This window comes from Sinomonas cyclohexanicum, assembly GCF_020886775.1.
Classification (GTDB): Bacteria; Actinomycetota; Actinomycetes; order Actinomycetales; family Micrococcaceae; genus Sinomonas; species Sinomonas cyclohexanicum.
This window is the reverse complement of the sequence record NZ_AP024525.1, coordinates 1,519,047-1,543,333: the sequence shown is the minus strand read 5'-3', so window position 1 is coordinate 1,543,333 and position 24,287 is coordinate 1,519,047. Positions and strand designations below refer to the sequence as shown.

Annotated in this window: 30 protein-coding genes and 1 pseudogene; 14 read left to right on the top strand and 17 right to left on the bottom strand. The window is 69.8% G+C overall.

The annotated features are described in order from the left end of the window. Positions 1–94: 94 nt before the first annotated feature. From SCMU_RS07370 to tdh, 4 genes and pseudogenes are all read right to left on the bottom strand, one after another. Positions 95–1,345 carry an amidohydrolase family protein gene (locus SCMU_RS07370; RefSeq protein ID WP_229232368.1) on the bottom strand — a complete coding sequence of 417 codons (1,251 nt, stop codon included), beginning with the start codon at positions 1,343–1,345 and terminating at the stop codon, positions 95–97. Positions 1,346–1,356: 11 nt separating this feature from the next. Beyond that, positions 1,357–2,496 (bottom strand): NAD(P)/FAD-dependent oxidoreductase, encoded by a 1,140-nt coding sequence (locus SCMU_RS07365; RefSeq protein ID WP_229232367.1) that lies wholly within the window; start codon positions 2,494–2,496, stop codon positions 1,357–1,359. A gap of 158 nt (positions 2,497–2,654) precedes the next feature. After that, entirely contained in the window at positions 2,655–3,878 is a 1,224-nt protein-coding gene (locus SCMU_RS07360; protein WP_229232366.1) for a glycine C-acetyltransferase, read from the bottom strand. Between the two features lie 65 nt (positions 3,879–3,943). Then, positions 3,944–4,991 (bottom strand): annotated as a pseudogene (gene tdh / locus SCMU_RS07355) (L-threonine 3-dehydrogenase). Between the two features lie 164 nt (positions 4,992–5,155). Here tdh and SCMU_RS07350 point away from each other — a divergent pair. The 4 genes from SCMU_RS07350 to SCMU_RS07335 are packed head-to-tail and all read left to right on the top strand — an operon-like array spanning position 5,156 to position 9,111. Beyond that, a complete protein-coding gene (locus SCMU_RS07350; protein WP_229232365.1) occupies positions 5,156–5,896 on the top strand; it encodes a hypothetical protein in 741 nt (246 codons plus the stop codon). A 43-nt stretch (positions 5,897–5,939) separates the two neighbouring features. Next, positions 5,940–7,481 carry an HD domain-containing phosphohydrolase gene (locus SCMU_RS07345; protein ID WP_229232364.1) on the top strand — a complete coding sequence of 514 codons (1,542 nt, stop codon included), beginning with the start codon at positions 5,940–5,942 and terminating at the stop codon, positions 7,479–7,481. 34 nt (positions 7,482–7,515) lie between these two features. Then, a complete protein-coding gene (locus tag SCMU_RS07340; protein WP_229232363.1) occupies positions 7,516–8,511 on the top strand; it encodes a LysR family transcriptional regulator in 996 nt (331 codons plus the stop codon). 21 nt (positions 8,512–8,532) lie between these two features. Beyond that, positions 8,533–9,111 (top strand): type 1 glutamine amidotransferase domain-containing protein, encoded by a 579-nt coding sequence (locus SCMU_RS07335; RefSeq protein ID WP_229232362.1) that lies wholly within the window; start codon positions 8,533–8,535, stop codon positions 9,109–9,111. A gap of 78 nt (positions 9,112–9,189) precedes the next feature. Here the strand turns inward: SCMU_RS07335 and SCMU_RS07330 are convergent, their stop codons facing one another. The 6 genes from SCMU_RS07330 to gatC all read right to left on the bottom strand — a co-directional run bounded on the left by SCMU_RS07330 (position 9,190) and on the right by gatC (position 14,269). Next, the gene (locus SCMU_RS07330; RefSeq protein WP_229232361.1) at positions 9,190–9,699 is read right to left on the bottom strand and encodes a DUF6069 family protein; all 510 of its coding nucleotides are present in this window, start codon (positions 9,697–9,699) and stop codon (positions 9,190–9,192) included. Positions 9,700–9,795: 96 nt separating this feature from the next. Further along, entirely contained in the window at positions 9,796–10,167 is a 372-nt protein-coding gene (locus SCMU_RS07325; protein WP_229232360.1) for a VOC family protein, read from the bottom strand. A gap of 183 nt (positions 10,168–10,350) precedes the next feature. Beyond that, positions 10,351–10,695: a VOC family protein gene (locus tag SCMU_RS07320; protein WP_229232359.1), complete on the bottom strand. Its 345-nt coding sequence runs from the start codon at positions 10,693–10,695 to the stop codon at positions 10,351–10,353. 201 nt (positions 10,696–10,896) lie between these two features. Beyond that, entirely contained in the window at positions 10,897–12,408 is a 1,512-nt protein-coding gene (gene gatB / locus SCMU_RS07315) for an Asp-tRNA(Asn)/Glu-tRNA(Gln) amidotransferase subunit GatB (RefSeq protein WP_229232358.1), read from the bottom strand. Between the two features lie 13 nt (positions 12,409–12,421). Continuing rightward, on the bottom strand, positions 12,422–13,969 hold the full coding sequence (gene gatA / locus SCMU_RS07310) for an Asp-tRNA(Asn)/Glu-tRNA(Gln) amidotransferase subunit GatA (protein WP_229232357.1): 1,548 nt from the start codon (positions 13,967–13,969) through the stop codon (positions 12,422–12,424). A 3-nt stretch (positions 13,970–13,972) separates the two neighbouring features. Beyond that, positions 13,973–14,269, bottom strand: a complete 297-nt coding sequence (gatC, locus tag SCMU_RS07305; RefSeq protein WP_229232356.1) for an Asp-tRNA(Asn)/Glu-tRNA(Gln) amidotransferase subunit GatC — start codon at positions 14,267–14,269, stop codon at positions 13,973–13,975. Positions 14,270–14,372: 103 nt separating this feature from the next. Between gatC and SCMU_RS07300 the strand changes: the two genes are divergently transcribed. Further along, complete coding sequence (locus SCMU_RS07300; RefSeq protein ID WP_229232355.1) at positions 14,373–15,530, top strand: tyrosine-type recombinase/integrase; 1,158 nt, start codon at positions 14,373–14,375, stop codon at positions 15,528–15,530. Between the two features lie 206 nt (positions 15,531–15,736). Here SCMU_RS07300 and SCMU_RS07295 read toward each other — a convergent pair whose 3' ends face one another. Genes SCMU_RS07295 through SCMU_RS07265 form a run of 7 tightly spaced genes read right to left on the bottom strand, consistent with a single transcriptional unit; the run spans position 15,737 to position 18,393 of the window. Next, the gene (locus SCMU_RS07295; RefSeq protein ID WP_229232354.1) at positions 15,737–15,964 is read right to left on the bottom strand and encodes a hypothetical protein; all 228 of its coding nucleotides are present in this window, start codon (positions 15,962–15,964) and stop codon (positions 15,737–15,739) included. Continuing rightward, complete coding sequence (locus tag SCMU_RS07290) at positions 15,961–16,338, bottom strand: hypothetical protein (protein WP_229232353.1); 378 nt, start codon at positions 16,336–16,338, stop codon at positions 15,961–15,963. The genes SCMU_RS07295 and SCMU_RS07290 overlap by 4 nt, the downstream gene beginning before the upstream one ends. A 23-nt stretch (positions 16,339–16,361) precedes the next feature. Next, the gene (thyX, locus tag SCMU_RS07285; protein ID WP_229232352.1) at positions 16,362–17,060 is read right to left on the bottom strand and encodes an FAD-dependent thymidylate synthase; all 699 of its coding nucleotides are present in this window, start codon (positions 17,058–17,060) and stop codon (positions 16,362–16,364) included. Beyond that, the gene (locus SCMU_RS07280) at positions 17,057–17,344 is read right to left on the bottom strand and encodes a hypothetical protein (protein ID WP_229232351.1); all 288 of its coding nucleotides are present in this window, start codon (positions 17,342–17,344) and stop codon (positions 17,057–17,059) included. The genes thyX and SCMU_RS07280 overlap by 4 nt, the downstream gene beginning before the upstream one ends. Next, a complete protein-coding gene (locus tag SCMU_RS07275; RefSeq protein ID WP_229232350.1) occupies positions 17,341–17,718 on the bottom strand; it encodes a DUF6221 family protein in 378 nt (125 codons plus the stop codon). Before SCMU_RS07275 ends, SCMU_RS07280 begins: the two co-directional genes overlap by 4 nt. Then, complete coding sequence (locus tag SCMU_RS07270; RefSeq protein WP_229232349.1) at positions 17,715–17,903, bottom strand: hypothetical protein; 189 nt, start codon at positions 17,901–17,903, stop codon at positions 17,715–17,717. The genes SCMU_RS07275 and SCMU_RS07270 overlap by 4 nt, the downstream gene beginning before the upstream one ends. Positions 17,904–17,934: 31 nt before the next feature. Next, positions 17,935–18,393: a hypothetical protein gene (locus SCMU_RS07265; RefSeq protein WP_229232348.1), complete on the bottom strand. Its 459-nt coding sequence runs from the start codon at positions 18,391–18,393 to the stop codon at positions 17,935–17,937. A gap of 322 nt (positions 18,394–18,715) precedes the next feature. Between SCMU_RS07265 and SCMU_RS07260 the strand changes: the two genes are divergently transcribed. The 9 genes from SCMU_RS07260 to SCMU_RS07220 all read left to right on the top strand — a co-directional run bounded on the left by SCMU_RS07260 (position 18,716) and on the right by SCMU_RS07220 (position 24,240). Then, complete coding sequence (locus SCMU_RS07260; protein WP_229232347.1) at positions 18,716–18,895, top strand: hypothetical protein; 180 nt, start codon at positions 18,716–18,718, stop codon at positions 18,893–18,895. Continuing rightward, a complete protein-coding gene (locus SCMU_RS07255) occupies positions 18,895–19,188 on the top strand; it encodes a hypothetical protein (protein ID WP_229232346.1) in 294 nt (97 codons plus the stop codon). The genes SCMU_RS07260 and SCMU_RS07255 overlap by 1 nt, the downstream gene beginning before the upstream one ends. 111 nt (positions 19,189–19,299) lie before the next feature. After that, positions 19,300–19,692 (top strand): hypothetical protein, encoded by a 393-nt coding sequence (locus SCMU_RS07250; RefSeq protein WP_229232345.1) that lies wholly within the window; start codon positions 19,300–19,302, stop codon positions 19,690–19,692. A gap of 199 nt (positions 19,693–19,891) precedes the next feature. Next, positions 19,892–20,467 (top strand): hypothetical protein, encoded by a 576-nt coding sequence (locus SCMU_RS07245; protein WP_229232344.1) that lies wholly within the window; start codon positions 19,892–19,894, stop codon positions 20,465–20,467. A gap of 191 nt (positions 20,468–20,658) precedes the next feature. Further along, positions 20,659–21,438: a TIGR-Tas system RNA-guided endonuclease gene (gene tas / locus SCMU_RS07240; protein WP_229232343.1), complete on the top strand. Its 780-nt coding sequence runs from the start codon at positions 20,659–20,661 to the stop codon at positions 21,436–21,438. A 3-nt stretch (positions 21,439–21,441) separates the two neighbouring features. Then, the gene (locus tag SCMU_RS07235) at positions 21,442–22,284 is read left to right on the top strand and encodes a PD-(D/E)XK nuclease-like domain-containing protein (RefSeq protein ID WP_229232342.1); all 843 of its coding nucleotides are present in this window, start codon (positions 21,442–21,444) and stop codon (positions 22,282–22,284) included. Continuing rightward, positions 22,274–23,239, top strand: coding sequence for a hypothetical protein (locus SCMU_RS07230; RefSeq protein ID WP_229232341.1), 966 nt, complete (start codon positions 22,274–22,276; stop codon positions 23,237–23,239). Before SCMU_RS07235 ends, SCMU_RS07230 begins: the two co-directional genes overlap by 11 nt. A gap of 80 nt (positions 23,240–23,319) precedes the next feature. After that, positions 23,320–23,478: a hypothetical protein gene (locus SCMU_RS07225; RefSeq protein ID WP_229232340.1), complete on the top strand. Its 159-nt coding sequence runs from the start codon at positions 23,320–23,322 to the stop codon at positions 23,476–23,478. Between the two features lie 18 nt (positions 23,479–23,496). Continuing rightward, complete coding sequence (locus SCMU_RS07220; RefSeq protein ID WP_229232339.1) at positions 23,497–24,240, top strand: DUF7666 domain-containing protein; 744 nt, start codon at positions 23,497–23,499, stop codon at positions 24,238–24,240. Positions 24,241–24,287 lie beyond the last annotated feature (47 nt).

Here is a 24,287-nt window from a genome sequence, read left to right as displayed (position 1 = left end):
TGGCCTCCTTCGCCGCCGACGCTGCGCCCCCAGACCATCTACATCGTCGGCCCGCCGGAAGCGGCGGCCCAGAGGATAAGGTCCCCGTGTCGGGCTACCGGACCCGCTCCCCCGCCCGCCATACGGCGTGGGTGAGCGGCATGCCCGGCCGGTACGCGAGGTGGGTGGCGCTCGGAGCGTCGAGCACGTGCAGGTCCGCTCGATGCCCGACCGCGATCGACCCCACAGCCCGCTGGCCGTCCGCGTCCGTGCCGACGTGCCGACGCAGGGCGAGCGCCCCGCCGAACGTCGCGGCGCGCACGGCCTCCTGGACGGTCAGGCCCATCTGCAGGACGGCGGTCGTCACGCAGAAGCTCACCGAACTCGTGTAGCTCGTGCCGGGGTTGCAGTTGGACGCGATCGCGATCTGCACGCCCGCATCCAGCAGCCGACGCGCGGGGGCGAGGGGCGCGCGGGTCGAGAGGTCGCACGCGGGAAGCACGGTCGCCACCGTGCCCGCCGTCGCCGTGGACTGACCGCCCCCCGGACCGGACCAGCCGGCCCACGAGCCTGCGAGCGCCTCGACGTCGGCCTCGTCGAGGAAGTTCACGTGGTCCACGCTCGCGGCCCCGAGCTCGACCGCCAGGCGCACCCCGGCGCCGGGTCCAAGCTGGTTGCCGTGCACCCGCAGCCCGAGGCCCGCGTCGCGGCAGGCCTCGAGGACCCTCCGGGACTGCTCCTCGGTGAACGCGCCGGTCTCGCAGAAGACGTCCGCCCAGCGCACGTGCGGGCGCACAGCAGCGAGCATCTCGCCGCACACGAGGGACGTGTACTCCTCGGCGTCCGCACCGGCCGGAACGAGGTGCGCGCCGAGGTAGGTGACCTCGTCGACGAACTCGCCGGCCAGGACTGCGCTGCGGGCCTCGTTGGGCACGTCGAGCCCGTAGCCCGTCTTCGTCTCGAGGTAGGTCGTGCCCCCGGCGAGCGCCTCGGCGAGGCGGGCCGAGAGCAGGCGCCGCAGCTCGCCGTCGGACGCCGAACGCGTGGCGCCAGTGGTGACCCCGATCCCACCCGCGGCGTAGGCCTGCCCTGCCATGCGCGCCTCGAACTCGGCGGTGCGGTCCCCCGCGAACACAAGGTGCGAGTGCGAGTCGACCCAGCCCGGCAGCACGGCGCGTCCCTCAGCGTCGTACCGCTCGTCGGCGTCGGGCGCGGATCGGGCCGCGCCCACCCACGCGATCCGCTCGCCGTCGAGCACGACGGCGGCGTCCCGCAGCACGCCGGCCGTCTCGCCGGATTCCGGACTCGCCTCGCCGGTGAGGTGCTGTGTGGAGAGCTCGCCGATGTTGTCGATGAGGAGGGTCATATACCCATGCTCTAGCTCCGCACCGACAGCCGGTGGGGATCGAGCGCCCGCTGTGTCTCGGATACCGGACTTGACCCGGTGCGGAGCGCCTCGGGACCGGCGAGGAGCTGCGCGGCGGCGTCCTCGGCGAGCGCGGACGAGGTCTGGAACCCATAGCCGCCCTGTCCGGCGAGCCAGAAGAAGCCGGGCGCCTCCGGATCGAATCCCATGACCGGCAGGCCGTCCTTGGGCGAGGTCCGCAGGCCCGTCCACGCCCGGACGATTCCCGTCACGTCGAGATCGGCCACAGTGCGGATGAGGTCCAGGGCAGCCTCGATGTCCCCCGGTCGCGGGACTGCGTCCTCGGCGCGGGACGGCTCGGACTCGGACGGAGAGACGAGCGCCCCGGCCTGATCGGGGCGGAAGTACCACGTGTCGTCCGCGGCCGCGACCATCGGGGTGTCCGGGTCCAGGGGCTCGGCGAGCGAGACGAGGGCCGCGGTCCGCCGGTACGGCTGGAGGCCCAGGCGTTCGACCCCGAACAGGATCGCGACGTCGTCCGCCCACGCGCCGGCCGCGTTGACCACGTTCGCGGCGTGGAAGCCCTCCGCCCCGGCGCCCACGAGCCAGCCCTCCCCGACGCGCTGCGCGGTGTGCACGGGCGATCCGACGTGGAGGCCGACCCCCGCGGCCTGCGCCATGTGCTCATGGAACGAAAGCAGAGCCGCCGCGTCGACCCGGACCGAGTCGGTGTCCAGGGCCGCGGCCTCGAATGCGTCCGCCCTCAGGCTGGGAACGAGCCCGCGGGCCTCCTCCCGAGTCAGCGCACGCATGCCCTCGTGGGACTCGGCCTCAACGTCCGCGCGGGTTCCCACGAGCATGAAGCGGCTGGGCCAAATGAGCTTGCGGGCCCCACCGGCAGGAGTCTCGTCGGCCTGATCGGCGAGCGAGGCGAGGGTCCGGCGGGTGAGCTCCTGCACGGGCGCGGGACCGTAGCTCGGGATGAGCTGCTGGGCCGAACGCGCGGACGTGTGGTAGGCGAGCGAGGGCTCCGCCTCCACCAGGGCGGCCCGGCACCGCCCGCCCAACGCTGATGCCAGCGAGAGGCCGGCGATGCCGCCCCCAATGATGAGGACGTCGACTTCTTGGGCGCTGTTGGTGGTGGCCGTCATGGCCACACCCTACCCGCGAAGCCGAGCGCCGGGGAGGGGCCGGCAGCCCCTTGCGCTGCCCCTCCCCGGCGTCGCTCAGAGCGTCCGGCACCTTCCACGGTAAGAGCGCGCTCCCGGTTTCGGTAGGGCATGCCGATCATGTGGGAGCGTGATCCATGTCACACCGTGCCGGCGGATATCGCTTCCCGCGCGGCGACGAACGCTGTGACCGCGGTCTCGACGTCCTCGGGCGTGTGCGCCGCCGAGAGCTGGACGCGGATGCGGGCCAGGCCCTTGGGCACCACGGGATAGGAGAAGGCCGTGACGTACACGCCGTGGGCGAGCATCTCGGCCGCGATCCGTCCGGCGAGCGCGGCGTCCCCGAACATGACCGGGACGATCGCGTGCTCGCCGTCCAGGAGCTCGAAGCCCTCCTCGCCCATCCGCTTCCGGAAGAGCGCGGCGTTGGCGAATAGCTGCTCGCGCAGGTCCGCCGAGCCGGCCACGAGCTCCAGCGCGGTCATCGTGGCGGCCACGATCGCCGGGGCCACGGAGTTGGAGAACAGGTAGGGCCGGGCCTTCTGGCGCAGCGTCGCGACGATCTCGGCGCGGCCGGACACATAGCCGCCCGAGGCGCCGCCGAGCGCCTTTCCGAACGTGCCCGTGTAGATGTCCACCCGGTCGGAGACGCCTGCATGCTCGGGGGTTCCGGCCCCGGTGGCGCCCATGAACCCGACGGCGTGGGAGTCGTCGACCATGACCATCGCGCCGTACGTGTCCGCGAGGTCGCAGATCTCGCGGAGCGGCGCGAGGTACCCGTCCATCGAGAAGACACCGTCGGTGACGATGAGCACCCGGCGCGCCCCGGCGCCGTCGTGCATCGCCTTGGCCTCCTGCAGGCGGGCCTCGAGCTCGCCCATGTCCCGGTTCGCGTACCGCAGCCGGGCGGCCTTGCAGAGGCGGATGCCGTCGATGATCGAGGCGTGGTTGAGGGCATCCGAGATGACGGCGTCCTCGGCTCCGAGCAGCGCCTCGAACACGCCGCCGTTCGCGTCGAAGCAGCTCGAGAACAGGATGGTGCCCTCCGTGCCGAGGAACTCGGAGACGCGGCGCTCGAGCTCGAGGTGCGCGTCCTGGGTGCCGCAGATGAACCGCACCGACGCCATGCCGAAGCCACGCTCGTCGAGGGCCCTCTTCGCCGACGCGATGAGGTCCGGATGGTCCGAGAGGCCCAGGTAGTTGTTGGCGCAGAAATTGAGCACCTCCCCCGCCGGCGCGCCGAGCGGCCCGGCCTGGATGTGCGCCGACTGCGGCGAGTCGATGTGCCGCTCCTCCTTGAACGTCCCGGCGGCGCGGATCTCGTCCAGCTCCGCGGCGAGCTGCTCCCTCACACCTGCGAACATGCTTCTCTCTCCCTCTTCGCTTTCTGGCCCTCGTCGCTTTCTGGTCCTCTTCGCCTCTTCGCGGCCTAGACGCCGGTCCAGTCCAGCACCACTTTGCCGCCGCTGCCAGAGCGGGCGACGGCGAACCCCTCCTCCCAGCGCGAGGCGGGCAGGACGTCGGTCACCACGGACGCGACGTTGCGGCGGAGCACGGGATTGGAGGACAGCATGGCGCTCATGGCGTACCAGGTCTCGAACATCTCGCGGCCGTAGATGCCCTTGAGCGTGAGCATGTGGGTCACGATCTTGGTCCAGTCGATCTCGGCGGGCTCGGAGGGAAGGCCCAGCATGGCGATCCTGCCTCCGTGGTTCATGTTCTCGATCATCCCGGCGAGCGCGGCCGGGCGGCCGGACATCTCGAAGCCGACGTCGAAGCCCTCGAGCATGCCGAGCTCGCTCTGGGCGTCCCGGACGGACATGGTCGAGACGTCGACGGCGAGGTCGGCGCCCATCTGCCGTGCGAGCTCGAGGCGCCGCTCCGAGACGTCGGTGATCGCGATCTTGCGGGCCCCCGCGTGGCGGGCCACGGAGATGGCCATGAGGCCGATCGGGCCGGCGCCGGTGATGAGCACGTCCTCGCCGACGAGCGGGAAGCTCAGCGCCGTGTGGACGGCGTTGCCGAACGGGTCGAAGACGGCGCCGAGCTCGGGGGTGATGAGCGAGTCATGATGGACCCACACATTGGCCTCCGGGATGACGACGTATTCGGCGAACGCGCCGTCGCGCTGCACGCCGACGCTGACCACGTTGATGCACATCTGGCGGCGGCCGGCGCGGCAGTTGCGGCACATCCCGCACACGATGTGGCCCTCACCCGAAACGCGGTCGCCGACCTTGACCACCTTGACGTCCTCGCCGGTCTCGACGACCTCGCCGTAGAACTCATGGCCGGGGATGAAGGGGGGCCGTGGCCATCTCCTGGGCGGATGCGTCCCACGACTGGAGGTGCAGGTCCGTGCCGCAGATGCCGGTGGCGTGGACGCGGATCTTGACGTCCGCAGGACCGGCCTGCGGCTCGGGGCGCTCGGTGAACTCGAAGCCGGCCTGCGGGCCGGGCTTGTACAGGGCCTTCATGAGGCCATTCAATTCCACCACACGGCTTAGAACAACCGCAGGTTTCTCAAGGGACGATTCAGTTTCAGCTTACGTGTACGAGGATGAGGCAGATGCCCCATGACCCGGCCGCGGATGGCGGCTCACGATCATCACAGACAAGCATCACAGGAAGGAGCCCCGCCATGAACACCCCCCGCGCCGCCGCCGAGGAGATTCCGGTCCTGCCCCGCGGCGATGACGAGCGCATCGCCGGCTCGGGCCTCGTCGGGCTGGCCTTCGAATCCGGCGACTACCTCGCAACACGGCGGATGACCACGAGCTTCGGGCCTGACTACACGGCGGTCTGGCACCGCAGTCCCGGCGGAGACTGGACGGTCTACTCGACCAACGATCCCGAGCACAGCTGCGAGCGCTACATCGGCGCCGCGTGCACCCGCCCTTCGGTGCGCGGGCCGATCAGGGTCGACTGGCTGGACGGCTTCACCATGCGCGTGTCCATCGGCGGAACGCTCGAGTGGACCACCGCCCTCGCGGACACGCCAATCACGCGGCTGATGACGTCCGTATGCTCCCTCATGCCGGAGCGGGCGTGGACCAGCCCTGCGAGCCTCGGCGTCATGGGCCGCGCATCCGGCCCCATGCTGCGGACCGGGACGCTCCGGCTCGAGGGGTCCGTGCCCAACGGCCAGCACTTTGCCATGGCGCCCAAGAGGATCTGGGCCGTCGAGGACAGCCACGCGCTGCTCGACGGCCGTGACCTCGGAGAACCCCGTCCGCTCCCCGAGCAGGAACGGCTGGGCGACTTCTGGCTGCCCCAGCGCGGCCTGTTCATGACGGGCTACGTCCACTACGAGTCCTTCGACCCGGCCCGGCACGTCTCGGCGGCCCAGCACGACCGGGAGCTCCGGGAGAGCGCCGTCTGAGGGCGCCCTTCCCTGGCGATTCCGACCGCGGGAGGATGGCTGCATGCCCCAGGTCGCCACCCGGCGGACAGAGCTCCTGGCGGCCCTGTCGATCGCGATCGACCTCGGCCTCGGCCAGCCGGCGGAGCACGTCCTCCGCTCGGCGATCATTGCGACGCGCGTCGCCGACCGGCTCGGCCTGCCCAGCGAGGACCGCGAGTCCGCCTTCTACGCCACGCTCGTGATGTGGGTCGGGTGCCACGCGGACTCCCACGAGTACATCCGCTGGTTCGGGGACGACATCGCGGTCAAGCGCGAGGCCTACCTGGTGGACTGGGCCGGCCTGCCGTACATGCGGTTCCTGCTCGGCAACGTCGCCCACGGCGCCCCGCTCCCCGAGCGCCTCAAGGTGATGGCCCAGCTCCTGCGGGATCCGCGGCGCCAGCTCGGGGAGATGATCCACTCGCACTGCGCCTCGGCGGCGCTCCTGGCCGCCGAGATGGGGCTCCCCGAACGGGTGCAGCGGTCGCTCGCGGCGACTTTCGAGAGGTACGACGGCGCGGGCAGCCCCGCGCGGCTGTCCGGCGACGCGATCCCGCTCGAGATGCGGATCGCCCACGTCGCCGACCTCGCCGAGGTCCATGACCGCACGTACGGTCCCGGCGGCGCGGAGTACATGGTCCGGTCGCGGCGCGGCGGCCAATTCGACCCGGCGGTCGCGGATGCCTTCCTCGCCGCGCCGCGCGAGATCCTCGCCCCACCCCAGACCGGGAGCCACTGGGACGCCGTCCTCGCCGAGTCGCCGGACCGGAACCACCCGATGGCCCCCGCCGAGCTGGACAGGATGCTCGTCGCCATCGGCGACTTCGTGGACCTCAAGTGCCCGTTCACACTCGGTCACTCGCGGGCGGTCGCGGACCTCGCCGCACGCGCTGCCGCCGTCGCGGGGCTCGACGCCGGCCAGGTCACCGCCGTCCGCCGCGCGGGGCACGTCCACGACGTCGGCCGGATCGGCGTGTCGAACCAGATCTGGGAGCAGGCCGGCGAACTGTCCGAAGTCCAGTGGGAGCGGGCGAGGCTGCACCCGTACCTGACCGGACGCGTCCTCGAGCGGGTCGAGGGCCTCGGGGAGGTGCCGCGCATCGCGGCCAACCACCACGAGCAGCCCGACGGCGGCGGCTACCCCCGCTCACTCACGGCTGCGGCGCTCCCTGCCGCCGACCGCCTGCTGGCGGCCGCCGTCGCCTACGAGTCCGCCCTCGAGCCGCGGCCGTACCGCGCCGAGTTCTCCCCCGCGCAGGCCGCGGCGAGGCTCCGTGAACGGGCATCTTCGGGGCGGCTCGACCCCACGGCCGTCGAGGCGGTCCTCGCGGCCGCCGGACACGGCCCGGTCCCGCGAACACGCCGCGCGGACGGGCTCACGCCCCGCGAGGCCGAGATCCTCGTCCACGTGGCGCGCGGCGAGTCCAACCGGCAGATCGCCGAGCGGTTCACACTCTCGGAGAAGACCGTCCGCAACCATGTGGAGCGCATCTACGGCAAGCTCGGCGTGACGAACCGGGTCGGGGCGAGCCTCTACGCGCTCGCGAACGGCCTGGCCGGCTGAGGCGATGGCTGGCCGAGGCAATAGTGTTCTCACCATGGACGTGAGGCAGCTGCAGATCCTCCGCGAGCTGGGTGAGCTCGGGAGCGTCAAGGCCGTGGCGGAGGAGCTCATGGTCACACCATCCGCCGTCTCCCAGCAGCTGGCCCTGCTCACCCGCAGCGCGGGCACGCAGCTGACCCGCAAGGAGGGCCGCAATCTTGTCCTCACGGATGCGGGGAGGGTCCTCGCGGAGGCGGGCGGCGCCGTCGTGCGCGCCATGGCGGATGCGCGCGCCGCGATCGGCGCCTACCACGAGGACCCGGCGGGGATCGTGAGTGTGAGCGCGTTCCACTCGGCCGCGCAGGCACTCTTCGGAAGGCTCACGGCGCGGCTCGCGGAGCCTCCCCCGCAACCCACAGCGCACGACGCCGGCGGGCCGGCCTCCGCGGGCCCCTCGCCGAGGCTCCGGCTCGCCGACGAGGACGTCCCACAGCACGGCTTCCCGGCGCTGACAGGCAGGTATGACATCGTGCTCGCGCACCGGCTGGCCCACACGGAGGCATGGCCCGAGGACAGGCTCGTCGTGGTGCCGCTCGTGCAGGAGCCGTTCGACGTCGCGCTCCCGGCCGGGCACCCGCTTGCCGCGATGCCCGAACTGGCCCCCGAGGACGTGGCCGGCGAGCCGTGGATCTCGAGCCGGCCGGGGTACTCGCCCGCCGACGTCCTGGCCGCCATCGGTGCGGTCGCGAGCCGCTCGCCCGAGGTCTCCCACCGGATCAACGACTACTCGACCGTCGCGGCGATCGTGGCGGGCGGCGGGGTCCTGGGCCTGCTTCCCCGGTACACGGCGGGGATCGGGCTGCCGCGCGGAGTCGTGCTCCGACCGCTTGCCGGGATCGGGACGAAGCGCAGCATCGACCTGCTCATCCGCCCCGAGAACGCCGGCCGGCAGTCGGTGCAGGCCGTCGTCGAGACCCTGCGGGGACTCGTGGATGACCTCGTCCAAGAGGCGGAGCACCGCACCGCCGCAGCACCCCGGCCCGCGCCTTGACCGCGCTTCTAAAATGAGGGCATGACAGCTAGTGAATACGGCGTCATTCCCCAATCCTCCGATGACAAGGCGCCGAAAGCGGTTGTCCTCTCCGCGGACAAATTCGAGGATCTGGAATTGTATGTCCCGGTCTTCCGCCTCGTCGAGGCCGGGTGGAAGGTGGACATCGCCGCTCCGGAAGCGGGAAAGATCACCGGCGAGAGCAACTGGTACTTCATCGTCGCGAACAAGCGCATCGACGAGGTCGATCCGGACGACTACGACCTCCTCCTGGTGCCCGGCGGCAAGCCCGACGGCGCGCCCACCACGGTCAGGCATCATGCCCACGCCGTGGAGATCGCCCGCTCATTCTTCGCCGCGAACAAGCCCGTCGCCGCGATCTGCCACGGCCCGTATCTGCTCGTCTCGGCAGGCGTCCTGGACGGGAGGCGGCTCACATCGTATTGGGGCGACGGCGTCCCCGAGGAGATCACGGCGGCCGGCGGGCTCTGGGAAGACGCCGAGGTGGTGGTCGACCGGAACCTCGTCACCTCGCGGTGGCCCATGGACATCGCGGCATTCCTGCGGGAGATGATGGCGCTGGTCCGTGCACGCGTATGAGGCAGGTCCGAAGAGGCCGGGCCCCTGAGAGGGACCGGCCTCTTCAGCGGCGGCCTCTGATGCCTCCGCTTCGGCGGGCTAGGCTCGGCGGGGCTGGGCTTCGGCGCGACGCTGCGGGGCGATGAAGACGAGCGCCGGGTAGGTGATGAGTGCCACCGCGAAGTGCATGAGTACGAGCACGCCGATGGCGTTGGCGGGCTGGCCCTTGTAGAGGATCCAGGCGTCCGGCGCGAGGCCGACGATGGTCACGAGGATGGCGAGCCACAGGAACGGCTTCCACGCCCGCGACGAGAACCATGTCACGACGGGCCAGGCGAGGCACGCGAGGCCCACACCGATCACAGTGAGCTTCGTGTAGTCGACGAAGCCGAAGTGCTCATAGCCCGCAGTCTCGGGGAACCACGCGACCCCGGCGGCCGCCAGCGCCCCACAGGCCAGCACGGAGACGACGACCGCGACGACGCTCGCGAGGATCCAGCGCACGAGCGCCGGCTGGTTCCGGCCGCGCGGGAAGTCCAGATCGAGCGCCCGGAACAGTCGAGCCGTCGTGGAGTCGGTGCGGGCGTGGGTGCGCTGCTGCGAGGTCATGGGATTCAGCGTAGGAACCCCGGTCTAAGAAGATTCTGAGATTTCGGGGGGCTCGGTGGAATTGGCAGGGTAGCAGGGCCACCGACAACCCGCGGATCAGTTCTCGAAGAGGCAGAACGGGTGGCCGTCCGGGTCGAAGAACACGATGACGTCCTCCTGCGGCTGGTGGGCAGACCTCGTGGCTCCGCAGTCCTCGGCGTGCGCCGCGGCCTTGGCGAGATCCGTCACGAGCAGGTCAAGGTGCATCATCTGCTGTTGCTTCCCAGGCTGCTCGGGCCACACAGGCCGCTCGTAGTCCTCCTCGAACTGGAAGGAGAGCTGCCGCCCGCCGGCCGGGTCGAGGACCGTGGTCCACTCCTGTTCGTCGTCGCCGAGCTCCCACCCCAGCAGGTTGGAGTAGAAGCGTGCCGCCGCCTGTGGGTCGGGGCTGCCGAGGACCGTCGCGTGGTACTGGATCAGTGGCGCCATGGGCCCAAGAATACGCACGACGGCGCTGCGCCAGTAGGTGCCGAAGGCCCAGGTGCGCTGCCCGCGGGAGGCGAGTGGCGCCGTCGTGCGTCCGCCTGAACCGCGGCGGCACGAAGATACCTCAGATTGTGGACAATACCTCTGTCTACAGACGGCGGTACTGTCCAGAATGCGGGGTGAAGCCTATGCAGCCAGCGGCCGCCAGATCCCGAACCGGTTCCCGGCCGGGTCGACGAGATGGGCGAACTCGATGGCGCCGTTGTTGACGAGCGGGAGGGCGACCGTGGCCCCGAGACGCTCGGCCTCGGCGACGGCGACGGCCACATCCTCCACTTGGACGTAGAACACCGCCCAATGGTCCCCGCCGATCCCGCTGCTGTCCCACAGGCCGCCCTGGTCCGTGTTCACCATGCGGTAGCCCACCGGGGACGGCTCCCCGAACTCCCAGCCGAACAGCCCGCCGTAGAAGGCCCGCGCGCCCTCAGGGTCCGGGGTGCCGATCTCGAAATAGTTCACCTGCGCCGTCATGCGGACCTCCCATAGGTAGCGGGGCCCTCTCTTGGCCCCTTCTACCCATGGTGCGAGCGTGTGGGCGGGCACGGCAAAAGGGCTTGAGTCATGGCAAGAGGCTTGGGCACGCCAAAGGGCGGGCCTCCCCTCTCGGGGAATGCCCGCCCCTGGAGGCTTGGCGCCGTCGTGCGGCTGGCTGGCTGTCAGTACAGCTGGCCCTTAGGCGCTCACACCCAGCTTCTCGAGGATGAGCTCGCGGACGCGGCCGGCGTCGGCCTGGCCGCGCGTCGCCTTCATGACGCCGCCGACGATCGCGCCGACCGCCTGGACCTTGCCGCCGCGGATCTTGTCCGCGACGTCGGGCTGCGCTGCGAGCGCGGCGTCGATCGCCTCGAGGAGGGGTCCGTCGTCGGAGACCAGGACAAGGCCGCGGGCCTCCATGACCTCGGTCGGGGTGCCCTCGCCAGCGATCACGCCGTCGAGGACCTGGCCTGCCATCTTGTTGTTGAGCTTGCCGTGCTCGACGAGGCCGTTGAGCTCGACGATGGCCTCGGGGCTCACGCCGAGGTCTGCCGGGTCGACGTCGGCGGCCTTGGCGCGGCCCACGATCTCGCCCATCCACCACTTGCGGGCGGCCTGGGCGGTCGCACCGGCGGCGATGGTCGCCTCGATCTCGTCGATGACGCCCGCGTTGACGACGTCGCGGAACTCGGCGTCCGCGAACCGCCACGATTCCTTGAGACGCTTGCGGCGCTCGGCCGGGGGCTCCGGGAGGGAGGCGCGGAGCTCCTCGACCCACTCGCGGCTCGGGACCACGGGGACGAGGTCCGGCTCGGGGAAGTAGCGGTAGTCGTCGGCGTCGCTCTTCGGGCGACCGGCCGTCGTCGTGCGCGTGTCCTCGTGCCAGTGGCGCGTCTCCTGGGTGACCTTCTCCCCCGCCGAGAGGATCGCCGCGTGGCGCTGGATCTCGAAGCGGACGGCGTGCTCGACCGAGCGGAGCGAGTTGACGTTCTTCGTCTCGGAGCGGGTGCCGAACTGCGTGGCGCCCTTGGGCATGAGCGAGACGTTCGCGTCGCAGCGGACGTTGCCGCGCTCCATGCGCGCGTCCGAGACGCCGAGGTTCTTCACGATCTCACGGACCGCGGCGACGTACGCCTTGGCGAGCTCGGGGGCGCGGGAACCGGCCCCGACGATCGGCTTGGTGACGATCTCGACGAGCGGGACGCCCGCCCGGTTGTAGTCCACGAGGGAGTAGTCGGCGCCCTGGATGCGGCCGGTCGCGCCGCCCATGTGGGTGAGCTTGCCCGCGTCCTCCTCCATGTGCGCGCGCTCGATCTCGACGTGGAACACGGTCCCGTCCTCGAGTTCGATGTCGAGCCAGCCGTCGTGGGCGATCGGCTCGTCGTACTGGGAGGTCTGGAAGTTCTTGGGCGTGTCCGGGTAGAAGTAGTTCTTCCGGGCGAACCGGCAGGACTCAGCGATCTCGCAGTTGAGCGCCAGGCCGATCTTGATGCTCGACTCGACGGCGGCCTTGTTCACCACCGGCAGGACGCCGGGCATGCCGAGGTCCACCTCGTTGACGTCGGTGTTCGGGTCGTCGCCGAACACGTTCGGTGCCGAGGAGAACATCTTGGTCTTCGTGTTGAGCTCGACGTGGACCTCAAAGCCGAGGACCGGGTCGAACTTCTCCATGGCCTCGTCGAAGGACAGGATCTCGTCAGTGGATGCCATTTCTCTCTCCTTCTTAGAGCGCCGGGGCCTGGGCGAGCAGCGGGCCGCCCCACTGCGCCTCGAGCAGATTCTCGAGGGCCGCGCCGACCTTGTACAGACGGGCGTCCTGGCGGGCGGGGGCGAGGATCTGGAGGCCCGCGGGCAGGCCGTCCTCGTCGGCGAGTCCACTCGGGAGGGACAGACCGGGCACGCCGGCAAGGTTCGCCGGGATGGTCGCGACGTCGTTGAGGTACATCGCGAGCGGGTCGTCGAGCTTCTCGCCGAGCTTGAACGCCGTCGTGGGCGCCGTCGGGGAGATGAGGACATCCGCCTGGGCGAACGCCGCGTCGAAGTCCCGCTGGATGAGGGTACGGACCTTCTGGGCCGAGCCGTAGTAGGCGTCGTAGTAGCCGGCCGAGAGGGCGTATGTGCCGAGGATGATGCGGCGCTTCGCCTCGTCGCCGAACCCGGCGGCGCGGGTCGCGGCCATGACGCGCTCGATGGTGAGGGGGCCGTCCTGGGGCGTGACGCGCAGGCCGTACCGGACGCCGTCGAACTTCGCGAGGTTGCTCGAGACCTCGGACGGCATGATGAGGTAGTACGCGCCGAGGGCGTACTTGAAGTTGGGGCACGAGACCTCGACGATCTGCGCGCCGGCGCCCTTGAGCAGCTCGAGCGATTCCCGGAACCGGGCCTCGACGCCGGACTGGTAGCCCTCGCCGCCGAGCTCCTTCACGACGCCGATGCGCAGCCCCTTGAGCGAGCCAGGGGCGGCGCCGCCGCGCGCGGCCTCGGCCAGCGTGTCGAACGCGTCGGTCAGCGAGGTCGAGTCGAACGGGTCGTGGCCTCCGATGAGCTCCTGGAGGAGCGCGGCGTCGAGCACCGAACGGGAGACCGGGCCGATCTGGTCCAGGCTCGAGGCCATCGCGATCGCGCCGTAGCGGGACACCGCGCCGTACGTCGGCTTGACGCCGACCGTGCCGGTGACGGCGCCAGGCTGGCGGATCGAGCCGCCCGTGTCGGTGCCGAGCGCGAGGGGCGCCTCGAACGCCGCGACGGCCGCGGCCGAACCGCCGCCGGAGCCGCCGGGGATGCGGTCGAGGTCCCACGGGTTGCGGGTCGGGCCGAAAGCCGAGTGCTCCGTGGAGGAGCCCATCGCGAACTCGTCGAGGTTGGTCTTGCCGAGGATCGGGAGCTTCGCGGCCCGGATCTTCTTGATGACGGTCGCATCGTAGGGGCTCATCCAGCCCTCGAGGATGCGGGAGCCCGCCGTCGTGGGCTGGCCCACCGTGACGATGAGGTCCTTGATCGCGATCGGGACGCCCGCGAGCGGGTGGAGGGCTGCGGCGTCGTCCCCGCCTGCGGCGCGGATCGAGTCCACCTCGCGGGCGACGGCGAGCGCCTCCTCCGTGTTGACGTGCAGGAACGCGTGGACGCCGCGCTCCCCGCCGTCGACCTCGGCAATCCGGTCGAGGTGCGCCTGCGTGACCTCCTCGGAGGAGACCTCCTTGGCGGCGAGCTTCTCCGCCAGGGCGGACGCGGTGGACGTGATGAGGGGGTTGAGGCTCTTGTCGGTGCTCATCGTCTACTCCTCGTCCAGGATGGCCGGGACCTTGAAGCGGTCCTCGTCAGAGTCGGGGGCGCCGGAGAGCGCCTCGGCGGGCGTGAGCACGTGCCCCACGACGTCCTCGCGGAAGACGTTCTGCAGCGGGATCGGGTGGCTCGTGGCGGGCACGTCGGGCCCGGCGGCCTCGCTCACGCTCTTGACGGCATCGACGATGTGGGCCAGCTCGCCCGCCATCTTGTCGAGTTCCGCCTCGCTCATCTCGATCCGCGCGAGCTGCGCGAGGTGCGCAACGTCGTCGCGAGTGATCTCAGCCATAAATCTCCATACCCTTCCCGCCCTACTCCCGCCTACAATCGGGAGTGACGTGTTGACAGAAAACGCGCCGGTGTTGGTTGAACCCACGGAAGGAGCCCCCACCATGGCCTCAGTACAGCCCAGAACCCGGGCCGACGGCACACAAGCCTACGCCGTCCTCTGGCGCGAAGGCGGCACCCGCGACAGCAGACAACGCTCAAAGACCTTCGACGACCCCAACCGCGCCCAACAGCTCGCCGACTTCCTCAACGCCAACCACCAGACCTACGAACTCGCCCTCGACGCCCAGGAACACGCCTACGCCGAAGGCCTCACCATCACCCACGCCGCCCACGACCACCTCAACACCATCACCGGCGTGGACCCCGGCACCAAACGCACCTACGAGATCAACATCCGCCTCCACATCCTCCCCCACCTCGGCACCCGCCGCGCCGCCGACCTCACCCGCAACGACGTCCGCCGATGGGTCAACACCCTCGACACCGCAGGCCTCGCACCCAACACCATCGCCCAATGCCACATGCTCCTCTCCGCGATCATGAACACGTGCATCGCCGAAGGCATCCGCGACGACAACCCCACCCGCCGTGTCCGCCTCCCCAAACCCCGGCGCACCACCCTCCGCGCCAAACTCATCGAACCGGCCCAGTACCGGGCCATCGTCCTGCCCGAGATCCCCGAGCCGTGGCGCCTGTTCGTGGAGCTCCTCGCCGGGACGGGCATGCGTGTGGGTGAGGCGGCCGCCCTCACCGTCGCCGACTACACACCAGGCACCGAGAACGTCCTCGCGTCGGTCACCGTCACGAAGACGTGGAAACGCGACGACAGGGCCCGCTACTACGTCGGGAAGCCCAAGACGGACGAGTCGAACCGGGTCATCGACATCGACGACGACCTCGACAAGCTCCTCAAAGCCTCCACCAAGGGACGGCCACCGACGGACCCGCTCGTGCCCGACCCCGAGACCGGCGGGTACATCTCCTACCGGGTCTTCGAGAAGCGCATCTGGGGCCACGCCACGGCCCGCATGACCGACCCGGAACGGGTGGGCGGGCACCTCCCCGCACGGCCCACGATCCACTGGCTCCGCCACTCCCACGGGGCGTGGCTCACAGCCGCCGGCGTGGACCTCGTGACCGTGTCCCGCCGCCTCGGGCACTCCAACATCGCGACCACGGCGAACATCTACGGCCACCCGACCGACGCGGCCCGCCGCACCGCCGCCGACGCCGCAGGGCGGGCGAGGGGCGGGGCATGAGTCAGGCCCGCCAACACCTTGGGGGGGGACTGGAAGCGGGCCTGACGGTTCAAGGGTCCCCGGTCCGGGCCGATTGCGCCTGCCAAGGGCCCCACGGTTCCACCCAGCATTGGGTCAGATGGTAAGGGTCCCGGCCCGGCCGGGGGATTCAGTTGTGTGGGCGGGGGGAGGAGGAGCTAACTCAATCCCCCGCCACTCCCATAAGCCTAGCGGGCGGAACCGCCCTCGCTACGCGTGTGGCATGTGCAGGGGCAGTCCGTGCCGATATCCTCGGTGAGGTCCCAGCCCGCGCCCGTGCAGGACCGGTGCTTCCCGTCCCGGCAGTCCGGGGAGTGGAGGATGTCGTGGTCGTCGATCCACGAGTACACCCCGGCCAGCTTCCCGGACGCACGCGCAGCGTCGATCATCTCGTCTGTGGCCTCGTCGTCGGTCATGGCGTCGGCTCGTGCAGGACGGTCGCGGGGAAGGTGAAGTCATCCGACCCCTCCACGTCCTCGCCGCACTCCCAGTAGGTCCGCAGGGTTCCATCTGGACGTTCGCGCCTGACGTAGCACTGCCAGACATCCTGACCGGCGTCCAGCACGACGGAGCGGACGGGCAGGGCGTCGAGCTCGGCGGCCGTCGTGACCGTGCGGGGCTTCCGGTGCGCGATGGCCACCTCGGCCTGGTGCTGGACCAGCGACTTGTTTGGGTAGACGGGCGCACCGCACTGGCAGTAGGAGGACTCGCGGCCATCATGGGCCATCGTGAAGTGCTCATAGTGGTGCTTCCAGAGTTCGGCGGCGAGTTCGTCGCGTTCGGTGCTCATTCGGTGATCCTCCGTGCCAGCCATCACAGCGGCCTGTAACCGTTGTCACGGAACAACTCGCCAACCTGACAGAGACGCCCAACCAGGGCCAGCTCGAAGGCGCGGCGGGCCACCTCTTGAATCTCGTGGGTCGGGTGTGACCGGTTCGCGGCCTCGTCGCCCCAGTCCACCCGCAAGCTAAGGAAGTTCAGCAGCGACCGCAGGTTGACCGTCCAGTAGAGCGAACTGTAGATCCCCACCGGGAGCACGTTGCGTGCTACCTCGCGCGCGATGCCCGCCTCGATCATGCGCTCGTAGGACGCCCACGCCGCACTGTAGGCGCGGTGATGTCCGGCCTCGACCACGGCACGGTGCTCCGCCGTTCCCGGCTCGAACTCGTAGTGACCTACCTTGCCCACCTGGACCAGCGGCCTGTCAGCGGCGGGCATGTAGAAGACGGGCTTGAGGATCGAGTACCGGCCCGACTCCTCGTTGAAGCTGCCGACCCGGTGGCGCAGCATCTCCCGCGTGACGAAGATGGGCGCCTCAACCCGGAACGTGAAGACGACGTGCTCGAACGGGGACGCGTGGCGGTTGTTGTAGAGGTAGCGGATCAGGCCCGCATTCTCGGTGTCCGTCCCGGTGGTCCCGGTGGACACGCGGGCGGCGGCCGCGATCCTCTGGAGGTCTCCCATGTGGTCGACGAGTTCCACCGTGACATCACTGCGGTAGGTGACACTCATTCGGTGATCCCCTTCGCCACGTACGCCCAGTCCTCCAGTGCACGGACCTCACCGCACACGGGGCACCGGCCAACATCCTCCCTGTGCTCACGCATCCACACGGCGGTGGACTGGCACACGGCGATCAGGTCACCGGCGCGGCCCCAGCAGGGGTGCAGGTTGCGGACGTACCAGCGGGCGGGGCCCGTGTCGTGGCGGGTGGGGTCTTCCCCGTGCCCGGCCGCCTCACACGCCGGGACAGCCACGGCCCCGGCCAGGGGCGCCTCGAACAGGTCAACACTCACAGTGCCCACTCCTCCCGGTAGTCCTCGTGCTCCGCGTACACGGCCGCGAGCTGGCGGACGGCGCCGGCAGCGTTGTTGCCGCGCTTGCCCATGTCCGGCTCGGTGCGCCATTCCGTGTCGGGCTCGTAGCTCCGCAGCGTGTCCAGCACCCACCGCTTGGCTGCGCACTCCGCGAGGACACGCGCCGGGTCGTACAGCCGGTCCCACGTCGTGTGCCGGTTCGGCAGATAAAATGTCCCGTCATCCCATAGGCCGTCCAGCCACTCCGTCCGACCGTCATCGTCGATGAACAGCGGGTCGTGGTGCTCGGCGTACAGCTTCGCCAACGCCTCGTCTTCGGCGATGCGGGCCAGCAGGAACTCGACGATGCTCACTCCGGCCCGTCCTTCCGGTTGTCCACGATCCACGCCTCGATTGGTCCCCCGACCAGCCAGTACGGTGAACGGTGGATCACCAGATCCACGGGCGGCATGCCACGGAGGTGCCGCCGCTTACGGAGCGCTCCCACACTGATCCCCGTAGCGGCGGACACCCCCGCATACCCTATGTACTCATCCATCCTTCAAAGGTAACGACCGGAAGGCCTGTCGCTAACTGACCCGGACCGCCGGGGGAGACTCGTCACCCACCGTGTCCATCCCGCGGGCCGTGTGCCCCCCGGACGCCGCACCGTAGGAGCGGATCAGGTCACGGGCCAGGGTCAGGAGCATGTCCTTCGCCTCGGGCGGCAGGTCCCCGGCCCCGGCGATCATGAGGACGGTGGGGTCCCTCGGCGGGACGGGCAGCCCCACGGTGCGGGCCGCGGCCATGACGATCTCCGACATGGGCAGGGACAGTGCCCGGGCGAGGCCCCGGAGCGTGTCAGGGTCGGGGAACTTCGCCCAGTCGGGTTTCGTCGCGAGCTGTTGGAAGCGGTTCCCGGTGGGGTAGCCGCCGGCGTCTCTGGATAGCCTCGGGTATGATCTGGTGCCCTTGCGCATCTTGATGAGGTCCGCGAGGTCGGGCTGTGCCGGGTCGGGGCGGCGGTCATTGTCGTGTGAAGAGTCCATCGTGGGTTCCTCCATTTGTTGGGATGGTTGCTCCCGGTTTTCGGGTGTGAGTGACAGGAACACATGTTAAGTGATGCGTGTCCGTGGCGACTATGACGAGAGTCCGGTGGGCGTTTCCCCAGCAAGCACAACGTTACCCGCTGGTATTTGGTAAGTCAACGACGTAAATCCATTCGATGTACTTGCCCGTCATGCCTTGCACCGGTGCCGGTTCGGGTGCACTATGGGCACACAACGCCACACACAGTGGCCGGAAACGCGGAACACCGCCGCGCCAACAAACGGGGAAACGGTGCACAGCAACAGAAACGGGGGCCCCACCATGGCGCGACACCTGGCAACACCCAACAAGCGGACCGTGTTCCTCGAACACGCACACGAGGCACTCGCCTACCACACCGCCATCGAGGACCATCCCCTCCCCACCGGGCCCGTCCCCACCGTGGGCGGCGACGACGACCTCACCGTCCTCGGCCTCGCCACTGTGGAGGTCGTGGACTAGTGGACCTGCCCATCCTCATGACCCCGGAGCAGGCCGCCGAGCAGTTGAACAAGGCGGCGGCAGGGCTCGGCGGGGAACCCGTGATCACGGGGGCACGGCTGCGGCAGGCGATCCGTGAGGGGAGCCTCGCGCATGTGGTGTTGGCCCGTGGGAAGTGGATGCTCACTGAGGAGCATGTGCGGGAGTGGATCACTTCGGCGCAGACCCGGCCGGCGACGGGCGGGGCGGCGCGGCGGGAGCGTCAGCCGATGGGCGCCACGTCCCGGTCACGGAACACGACCCGCAACCACTAGACACCTAGGGTCATTCAGCGTTACCCTAGATATGTGGTTGGGAGGGCCCCCACGGCGGCAACCACGAGGGCCCTCAACACCAGCCGCAACCAACAACACGAGGAGCTACCAGTGCACAACCATCGTACCCTCGCGCGCCCAGACAGGGCCCGCGCCCAGCGCATCATCCACGCCTACGCGTCCAAGGCCGCACGCATCATCGCCAACCACGACGACCGGCCAGGGCTTGAGGTGGAGCGCCTCGTCGACCAGACCCGCCGGCAGCTCGCCGTCCGCCTCTGGGACGACATCACCCACACCGAGTTCTGGGGCCTCGCCCAGTCCATCGCCGAGTTCCGCACCTACCGGGCCGCGTCATGGGACACCGTCGCCGACTCCCCCAGCGAGAAGGCCGCACAGCTCGGCCGGTTCCGCGAACTCATCACCGCGGAGATCGACGCCATGACGTGGAACTACCCGACCAGCGTTGCGGTACCAAACGCGGCGCACCGGATCGCGTCCTGACAGTCTTCCTGCCCGACCAGAATCGGCTCGACGCCCCAGTAACGACACGTCGGGCAGGACCAAACTTCCCCGCCAGCCAAAAAGCGGCCGAAACCCACCCACAGTGCGCTGGCGGGGGCCAATCTTCCAGCCGGGGCCAGCGTCGACCCGAACCCCACAACAGCAACGCCCCGCTGGACCCTATCGAAGGAGAACCACAATGACCGCACTAGCCATCCCCGAGCCCGCAGAGCCCTTGACGCTCTCCGCACTGATCCGCACCGTCCTCACCGACACGGACCTCGTCACCCCGGACGAGGTCGCGGACGAGGTCGCCGCCCGCACCCCGGACGAGTGCCTGCGTGACTTCTACCGGGCTGCCCTCCGCGAACGGGTCCGCGCCGCGATGCAGATCTCGGCTGCGGCCGCGATGCATGCCAGCGATGACGACGATGAGACTTCCCCGACCGGCCACCGGACCTCCGTTACCCATGACGGGATCGCCGGTCGGGGGGCCAAGCAGAAGCCCGTCCGCTCCGGCAAGTTCGCCGCGATCAACGCCAAGCACCTCGAACGCCTCCGCCAGATCATCCAGGTGGGCGATGTGAGGAAGCGATTCGGTGACCTGACCCGGGACGACCTGCTGACCGCCGCCGATGCCCGAGACGTGATGGCCTCCCGCAATGCCGCGATGGCCGCGAAGTTCCGCCGCGTCGAGAAGGAGATGGCGAACCGGGGCACCGCGACCGTCCGCGACCTTCCCCCGGACGTCCTCGACACGGCCCTCAAGGGCTGACAGACCAGCCGGGGCCAGCGGTTGCTCGATACCCATCCAGCTCCCGCCCCGGCACCAAACCACCCCGCCAGCCAACGGCCGCTCGAAACCCACGGTGGTCTCGCCGGCGGGGACCAGACCACCGCCCGGCCACCTAGCAAGCGGAACCCAAGGCGGCGCCGCCGGGCAGGGACCCACGAAAGGAACCCGCAATGGCCACCACACTGTTCGACCCCACACTCCAGATGAACGCCGACTCCCTCGACGACATCGAACGCACCCGCATCGCCAACGAAAACCGCCTCCGCACCCTCACCCTCCCCATCGAAGACCACGGCGCAGGCCTCGACCCCACCGACCCCGACGTCGCACGCCTCCAAAGCATCGTCGACGCCCTCAAAACCATCGAACACACCGCCGTCCTCAACCTCGGACGCACCATGCGCAACCACCCCCTCGGCGCATGGGCCAAAGCCCAGAAAGGCATCGGCGACAAAACCATGGCCCGCCTCCTCGCCTCCATCGGCGACCCCTACATGCGCGACATCTACACCGAAGACACCGACGGCAACATGACCGTCACCGGCACCACGCCCCGCACCGTCTCCCAACTCTGGGCCTACTGCGGCCACGGAAACGCCGCCCTCAAGAAGCGCAAGGGCATGACACAGGCCGACGCCCTCGCCCTCGGCAACCCCACCGCGAAGAAGCGCCTCTACCTCATCTCCGAAGCCTGCCTGAAGGCACAGGGCCACTACGCCGACGTGTACTACGCCCGCAAGGAAGCAAACCAGGGCAGGGTCCATGCCGAGGCGTGCGTCCGGTGCGGACCGTCCGGGCACCCCGCCCCTGCGGGGTCCCCGTGGAAGGACTCCCACCGCCACGCCGACGCCCTCCGCATCGTCGGCAAGGAAATCCTCAAAGACCTGTGGGTCGCCGCCCGCGCCATCCACGAAGCTGGCGGGGCACAGACCACCAAGGCGGTGGCATAACCAATGCCACGCACAGCACGCCTCGTCCCCGACCTGCCCAACAACGAGTACCACGCCGACCCGTCCCTCTCCGCATCCGGCGCGAAACTCATCCTCCCCCCATCCACCCCAGCCCACTACCGCTGGGCCATGGACCACCCCCAACCCCGCACCGACGCCCTCGACGTCGGCACCATCGCCCACCGCCTCACCCTCGAAGGCCACGAGAACGACGTCGCCGTCCTCGACTTCCCCGACCGCCGCACCAACGACTACAAAGCAGCCGCCAAAGCCGCACGCGAGAACGGCCAGATCCCCATCCTCGAAAAGGACATGATGGAGATCCGCGCCATGAACACCAAACTCCGCCAACACGAACTCGCCACCGCCCTCCTCTCCGACGGCAAAGCCGAACAATCCGTGTTCTACACCGACCCCCGCACCGGGGCACCCCTCCGCGCCAGGTTCGACTGGCTCAAGGACTACACCGGCACCGGGCTACTCCTCCTCTCCGACTACAAGACCGCCGCATCCGCCGCCCCCAACAAGTTCGGCCGCGCCGCAGCCGACTACCGCTACCACATGCAACAGGCCTTCTACACCGCCGCCGCCGTGGCCCTCGGAGTCGACCCCGACGCCATCCGGTTCCTCTTCATCGTCCAAGAGAAAACCGCACCCTACGAAGTCAACATCATCGAACTCGACCCCGACGCCACACGCATGGGCCGCGAACTCATGCACCGCGCCGTCGACCTCTACGCCCACTGCACCGAAACGGGCCACTGGCCCGGATACGAAGGCATCACCTCCGTAACCCTCCCCACCTACGCCACCTACGAACACCAGGAGATCCTCGATGCCGCGTAACGCCACAACCACCCCCGCAGAGATCATGGCCGCACCCGTCAACGCCGGGACCGTCGCCTCACAAGGCACCGTCATCGAACAGACCCGCGCCGTCGCCGAAGTGCAGGCCATGGTCATCGTCGCCCAGCAGGCACCCCGCAAGACCGCCCAGGCATTGGAGCAGATGCGCGAATCGTGCGCGCAGCGGGCCCTCGCCCAGCGGGCATTCTTCCGGTTCCCCCGAGGCGGTGCCACCGTCACCGGCGCCACCGTGCACCTCGCCCGCGAACTCGCCCGATGCTGGGGCAACGTGACCTACGGTGTCACCGAGCTCCGCCGCGACGAGATCAAGGGCATCTCCGAGATGCAGGCCTTCGCGTGGGACGTCCAGACCAACACCCGCAACGCCGTCGTGTTCATCGTCCCCCACATCCGCGACAAGAGGGGAGGCGCCGAGGCGATCACCGATATGCGCGACATCTACGAGAACAACGCCAACATGGGCGCACGCCGTGTCCGCGAATGCATCTTCGCGGTCCTGCCCATGTGGTTCACGCAGGAAGCCGAAGACCTCTGCCGCGCCACCCTCGCCGGAAACAACGGCGGCAAGACACTCGCCCAGCAGGTCACCGACGCGACCGGGGCGTTCGCCGCCCTCGGCGTCACCGTGGACCAGCTCGAAACGAAACTCGGGGTCACCCGCGACCGGTGGACCGGACCCGACATCGCCCAACTGGAGATCATCTACGCATCCATCCAGCGCCGTGAAGTCACCGTGAAGGACGAGTTCCCGCCCCGCCGCACCACCACCGGCGACGTCCTCGGCACGAAGGAACGCGACTGGGCCGCCGAGGTGGCCATGGCCGACGGGAACCGGGACGCACTGGAGTCCCTGTCTGCGGCCGCGTTCGAGGCCAACGCCCCAGAGGATGCGATCAACGCGATCGCCGACGCGCTCGCGGGGGCGGGGGCGTGACCGGGGCGGTTGCACGGGGCCGCACCGTCCGCGCCGACCCGTCATGGCGGTGCCGCCGCTGCGGCACCGACAACCACCGCATGGTCCCCGAAGACGGCCCCTGGTGCTCCGACTGCATGGGCATCATCGCCATCGACCCCGGATACCTCGCCGGGCACCCCGACGCGCAGGCCCTCCTCGACCGGTACGTCAACCGCCGCCACGGCGCCCGGCGACGCGTCCACGCCACCACCCACTGACCCCAAAGGAAACCCACCATGGCCACCACCGTCACCACCCAGACCGAACTCGACAACGCCCTCAACCGAGGCGATGCGGAGATCATCATCGACTCCCCTGCCGGGGTCTGGATCCATGTCAAAGCCACGGGCTCCAGCCGCGTCGTGGCCACGGGCTCCAGCCGCGTCGTGGCCACGGGCTCCAGCCGCGTCGTGGCCACGGGCTCCAGCCGCGTCGAGGCGCGGGGCTCCAGCCGCGTCGAGGCGCGGGACTCCAGCCGCGTCGAGGCCACGGGCTCCAGCCGCGTCGAGGCGTGGGACTCCAGCCGCGTCGAGGCGTCCAAGTATGTCGCCATTCACCTCCACTCGGCCCGCGCCACCGTCACCGGCGGCACCGTCATCGACATCGCCAAACTCGACCTGACCCGGCACGAAGACTGGGCCGACTACCACGGGGTGGCCACGGAGGATGGTCACCTGGTCGTGTACAAGGCTGTCGATGCCGACCTCAAGTCGGGGCGCGGATTCCACTACCCCGTCGGCGGCACCGTCGAGTGCTCGGACTGGGACCCGGCCGACGTGTGCGGCGGCGGACTGCACTTCTCCCCGTCCCCGGCGCAGGCCCGTGACTACCACCGTGAGGCGACCCGGTTCCTCAAGTGCCTTGTCCACCCGGACGACGTGACGGTGATCGACGGGGCCGACCTGTACACGACGCCGAAGCTCAAGGCCCGCCGGGCGCGGGTCGTCGCGGAGGTCGACATCCACGCCACCACGGCCTAGTCCCGTGCCGTCTATTACCAACGCCACACACTGAAGCGCATGCTGGG

Bases quoted from the DNA above. Each gene is read 5' to 3' on its own strand.
- SCMU_RS07295 (WP_229232354.1), bottom strand. From the start codon at position 15,964: ATGACCGACGACGAGGCCACAGACGAGATGATCGACGCTGCGCGTGCG.
- SCMU_RS07325 (WP_229232360.1), bottom strand. From the start codon at position 10,167: ATGGCGCCACTGATCCAGTACCACGCGACGGTCCTCGGCAGCCCCGAC.
- SCMU_RS07300 (WP_229232355.1), top strand. From the start codon at position 14,373: ATGGCCTCAGTACAGCCCAGAACCCGGGCCGACGGCACACAAGCCTAC.
- SCMU_RS07225 (WP_229232340.1), top strand. From the start codon at position 23,320: ATGGTCCCCGAAGACGGCCCCTGGTGCTCCGACTGCATGGGCATCATC.
- SCMU_RS07235 (WP_229232342.1), top strand. From the start codon at position 21,442: ATGCCACGCACAGCACGCCTCGTCCCCGACCTGCCCAACAACGAGTAC.
- SCMU_RS07345 (WP_229232364.1), top strand. From the start codon at position 5,940: ATGCCCCAGGTCGCCACCCGGCGGACAGAGCTCCTGGCGGCCCTGTCG.
- SCMU_RS07335 (WP_229232362.1), top strand. From the start codon at position 8,533: ATGACAGCTAGTGAATACGGCGTCATTCCCCAATCCTCCGATGACAAG.
- SCMU_RS07245 (WP_229232344.1), top strand. From the start codon at position 19,892: ATGACCGCACTAGCCATCCCCGAGCCCGCAGAGCCCTTGACGCTCTCC.
- SCMU_RS07270 (WP_229232349.1), bottom strand. From the start codon at position 17,903: ATGGATGAGTACATAGGGTATGCGGGGGTGTCCGCCGCTACGGGGATC.
- SCMU_RS07260 (WP_229232347.1), top strand. From the start codon at position 18,716: ATGGCGCGACACCTGGCAACACCCAACAAGCGGACCGTGTTCCTCGAA.
- SCMU_RS07265 (WP_229232348.1), bottom strand. From the start codon at position 18,393: ATGGACTCTTCACACGACAATGACCGCCGCCCCGACCCGGCACAGCCC.
- SCMU_RS07365 (WP_229232367.1), bottom strand. From the start codon at position 2,496: ATGACGGCCACCACCAACAGCGCCCAAGAAGTCGACGTCCTCATCATT.
- SCMU_RS07290 (WP_229232353.1), bottom strand. From the start codon at position 16,338: ATGAGCACCGAACGCGACGAACTCGCCGCCGAACTCTGGAAGCACCAC.
- gatA (WP_229232357.1), bottom strand. From the start codon at position 13,969: ATGAGCACCGACAAGAGCCTCAACCCCCTCATCACGTCCACCGCGTCC.
- tas (WP_229232343.1), top strand. From the start codon at position 20,659: ATGGCCACCACACTGTTCGACCCCACACTCCAGATGAACGCCGACTCC.
- SCMU_RS07360 (WP_229232366.1), bottom strand. From the start codon at position 3,878: ATGTTCGCAGGTGTGAGGGAGCAGCTCGCCGCGGAGCTGGACGAGATC.
- SCMU_RS07220 (WP_229232339.1), top strand. From the start codon at position 23,497: ATGGCCACCACCGTCACCACCCAGACCGAACTCGACAACGCCCTCAAC.
- SCMU_RS07340 (WP_229232363.1), top strand. From the start codon at position 7,516: ATGGACGTGAGGCAGCTGCAGATCCTCCGCGAGCTGGGTGAGCTCGGG.
- SCMU_RS07320 (WP_229232359.1), bottom strand. From the start codon at position 10,695: ATGACGGCGCAGGTGAACTATTTCGAGATCGGCACCCCGGACCCTGAG.
- thyX (WP_229232352.1), bottom strand. From the start codon at position 17,060: ATGAGTGTCACCTACCGCAGTGATGTCACGGTGGAACTCGTCGACCAC.
- gatC (WP_229232356.1), bottom strand. From the start codon at position 14,269: ATGGCTGAGATCACTCGCGACGACGTTGCGCACCTCGCGCAGCTCGCG.
- SCMU_RS07350 (WP_229232365.1), top strand. From the start codon at position 5,156: ATGAACACCCCCCGCGCCGCCGCCGAGGAGATTCCGGTCCTGCCCCGC.
- SCMU_RS07230 (WP_229232341.1), top strand. From the start codon at position 22,274: ATGCCGCGTAACGCCACAACCACCCCCGCAGAGATCATGGCCGCACCC.
- SCMU_RS07370 (WP_229232368.1), bottom strand. From the start codon at position 1,345: ATGACCCTCCTCATCGACAACATCGGCGAGCTCTCCACACAGCACCTC.
- gatB (WP_229232358.1), bottom strand. From the start codon at position 12,408: ATGGCATCCACTGACGAGATCCTGTCCTTCGACGAGGCCATGGAGAAG.
- SCMU_RS07330 (WP_229232361.1), bottom strand. From the start codon at position 9,699: ATGACCTCGCAGCAGCGCACCCACGCCCGCACCGACTCCACGACGGCT.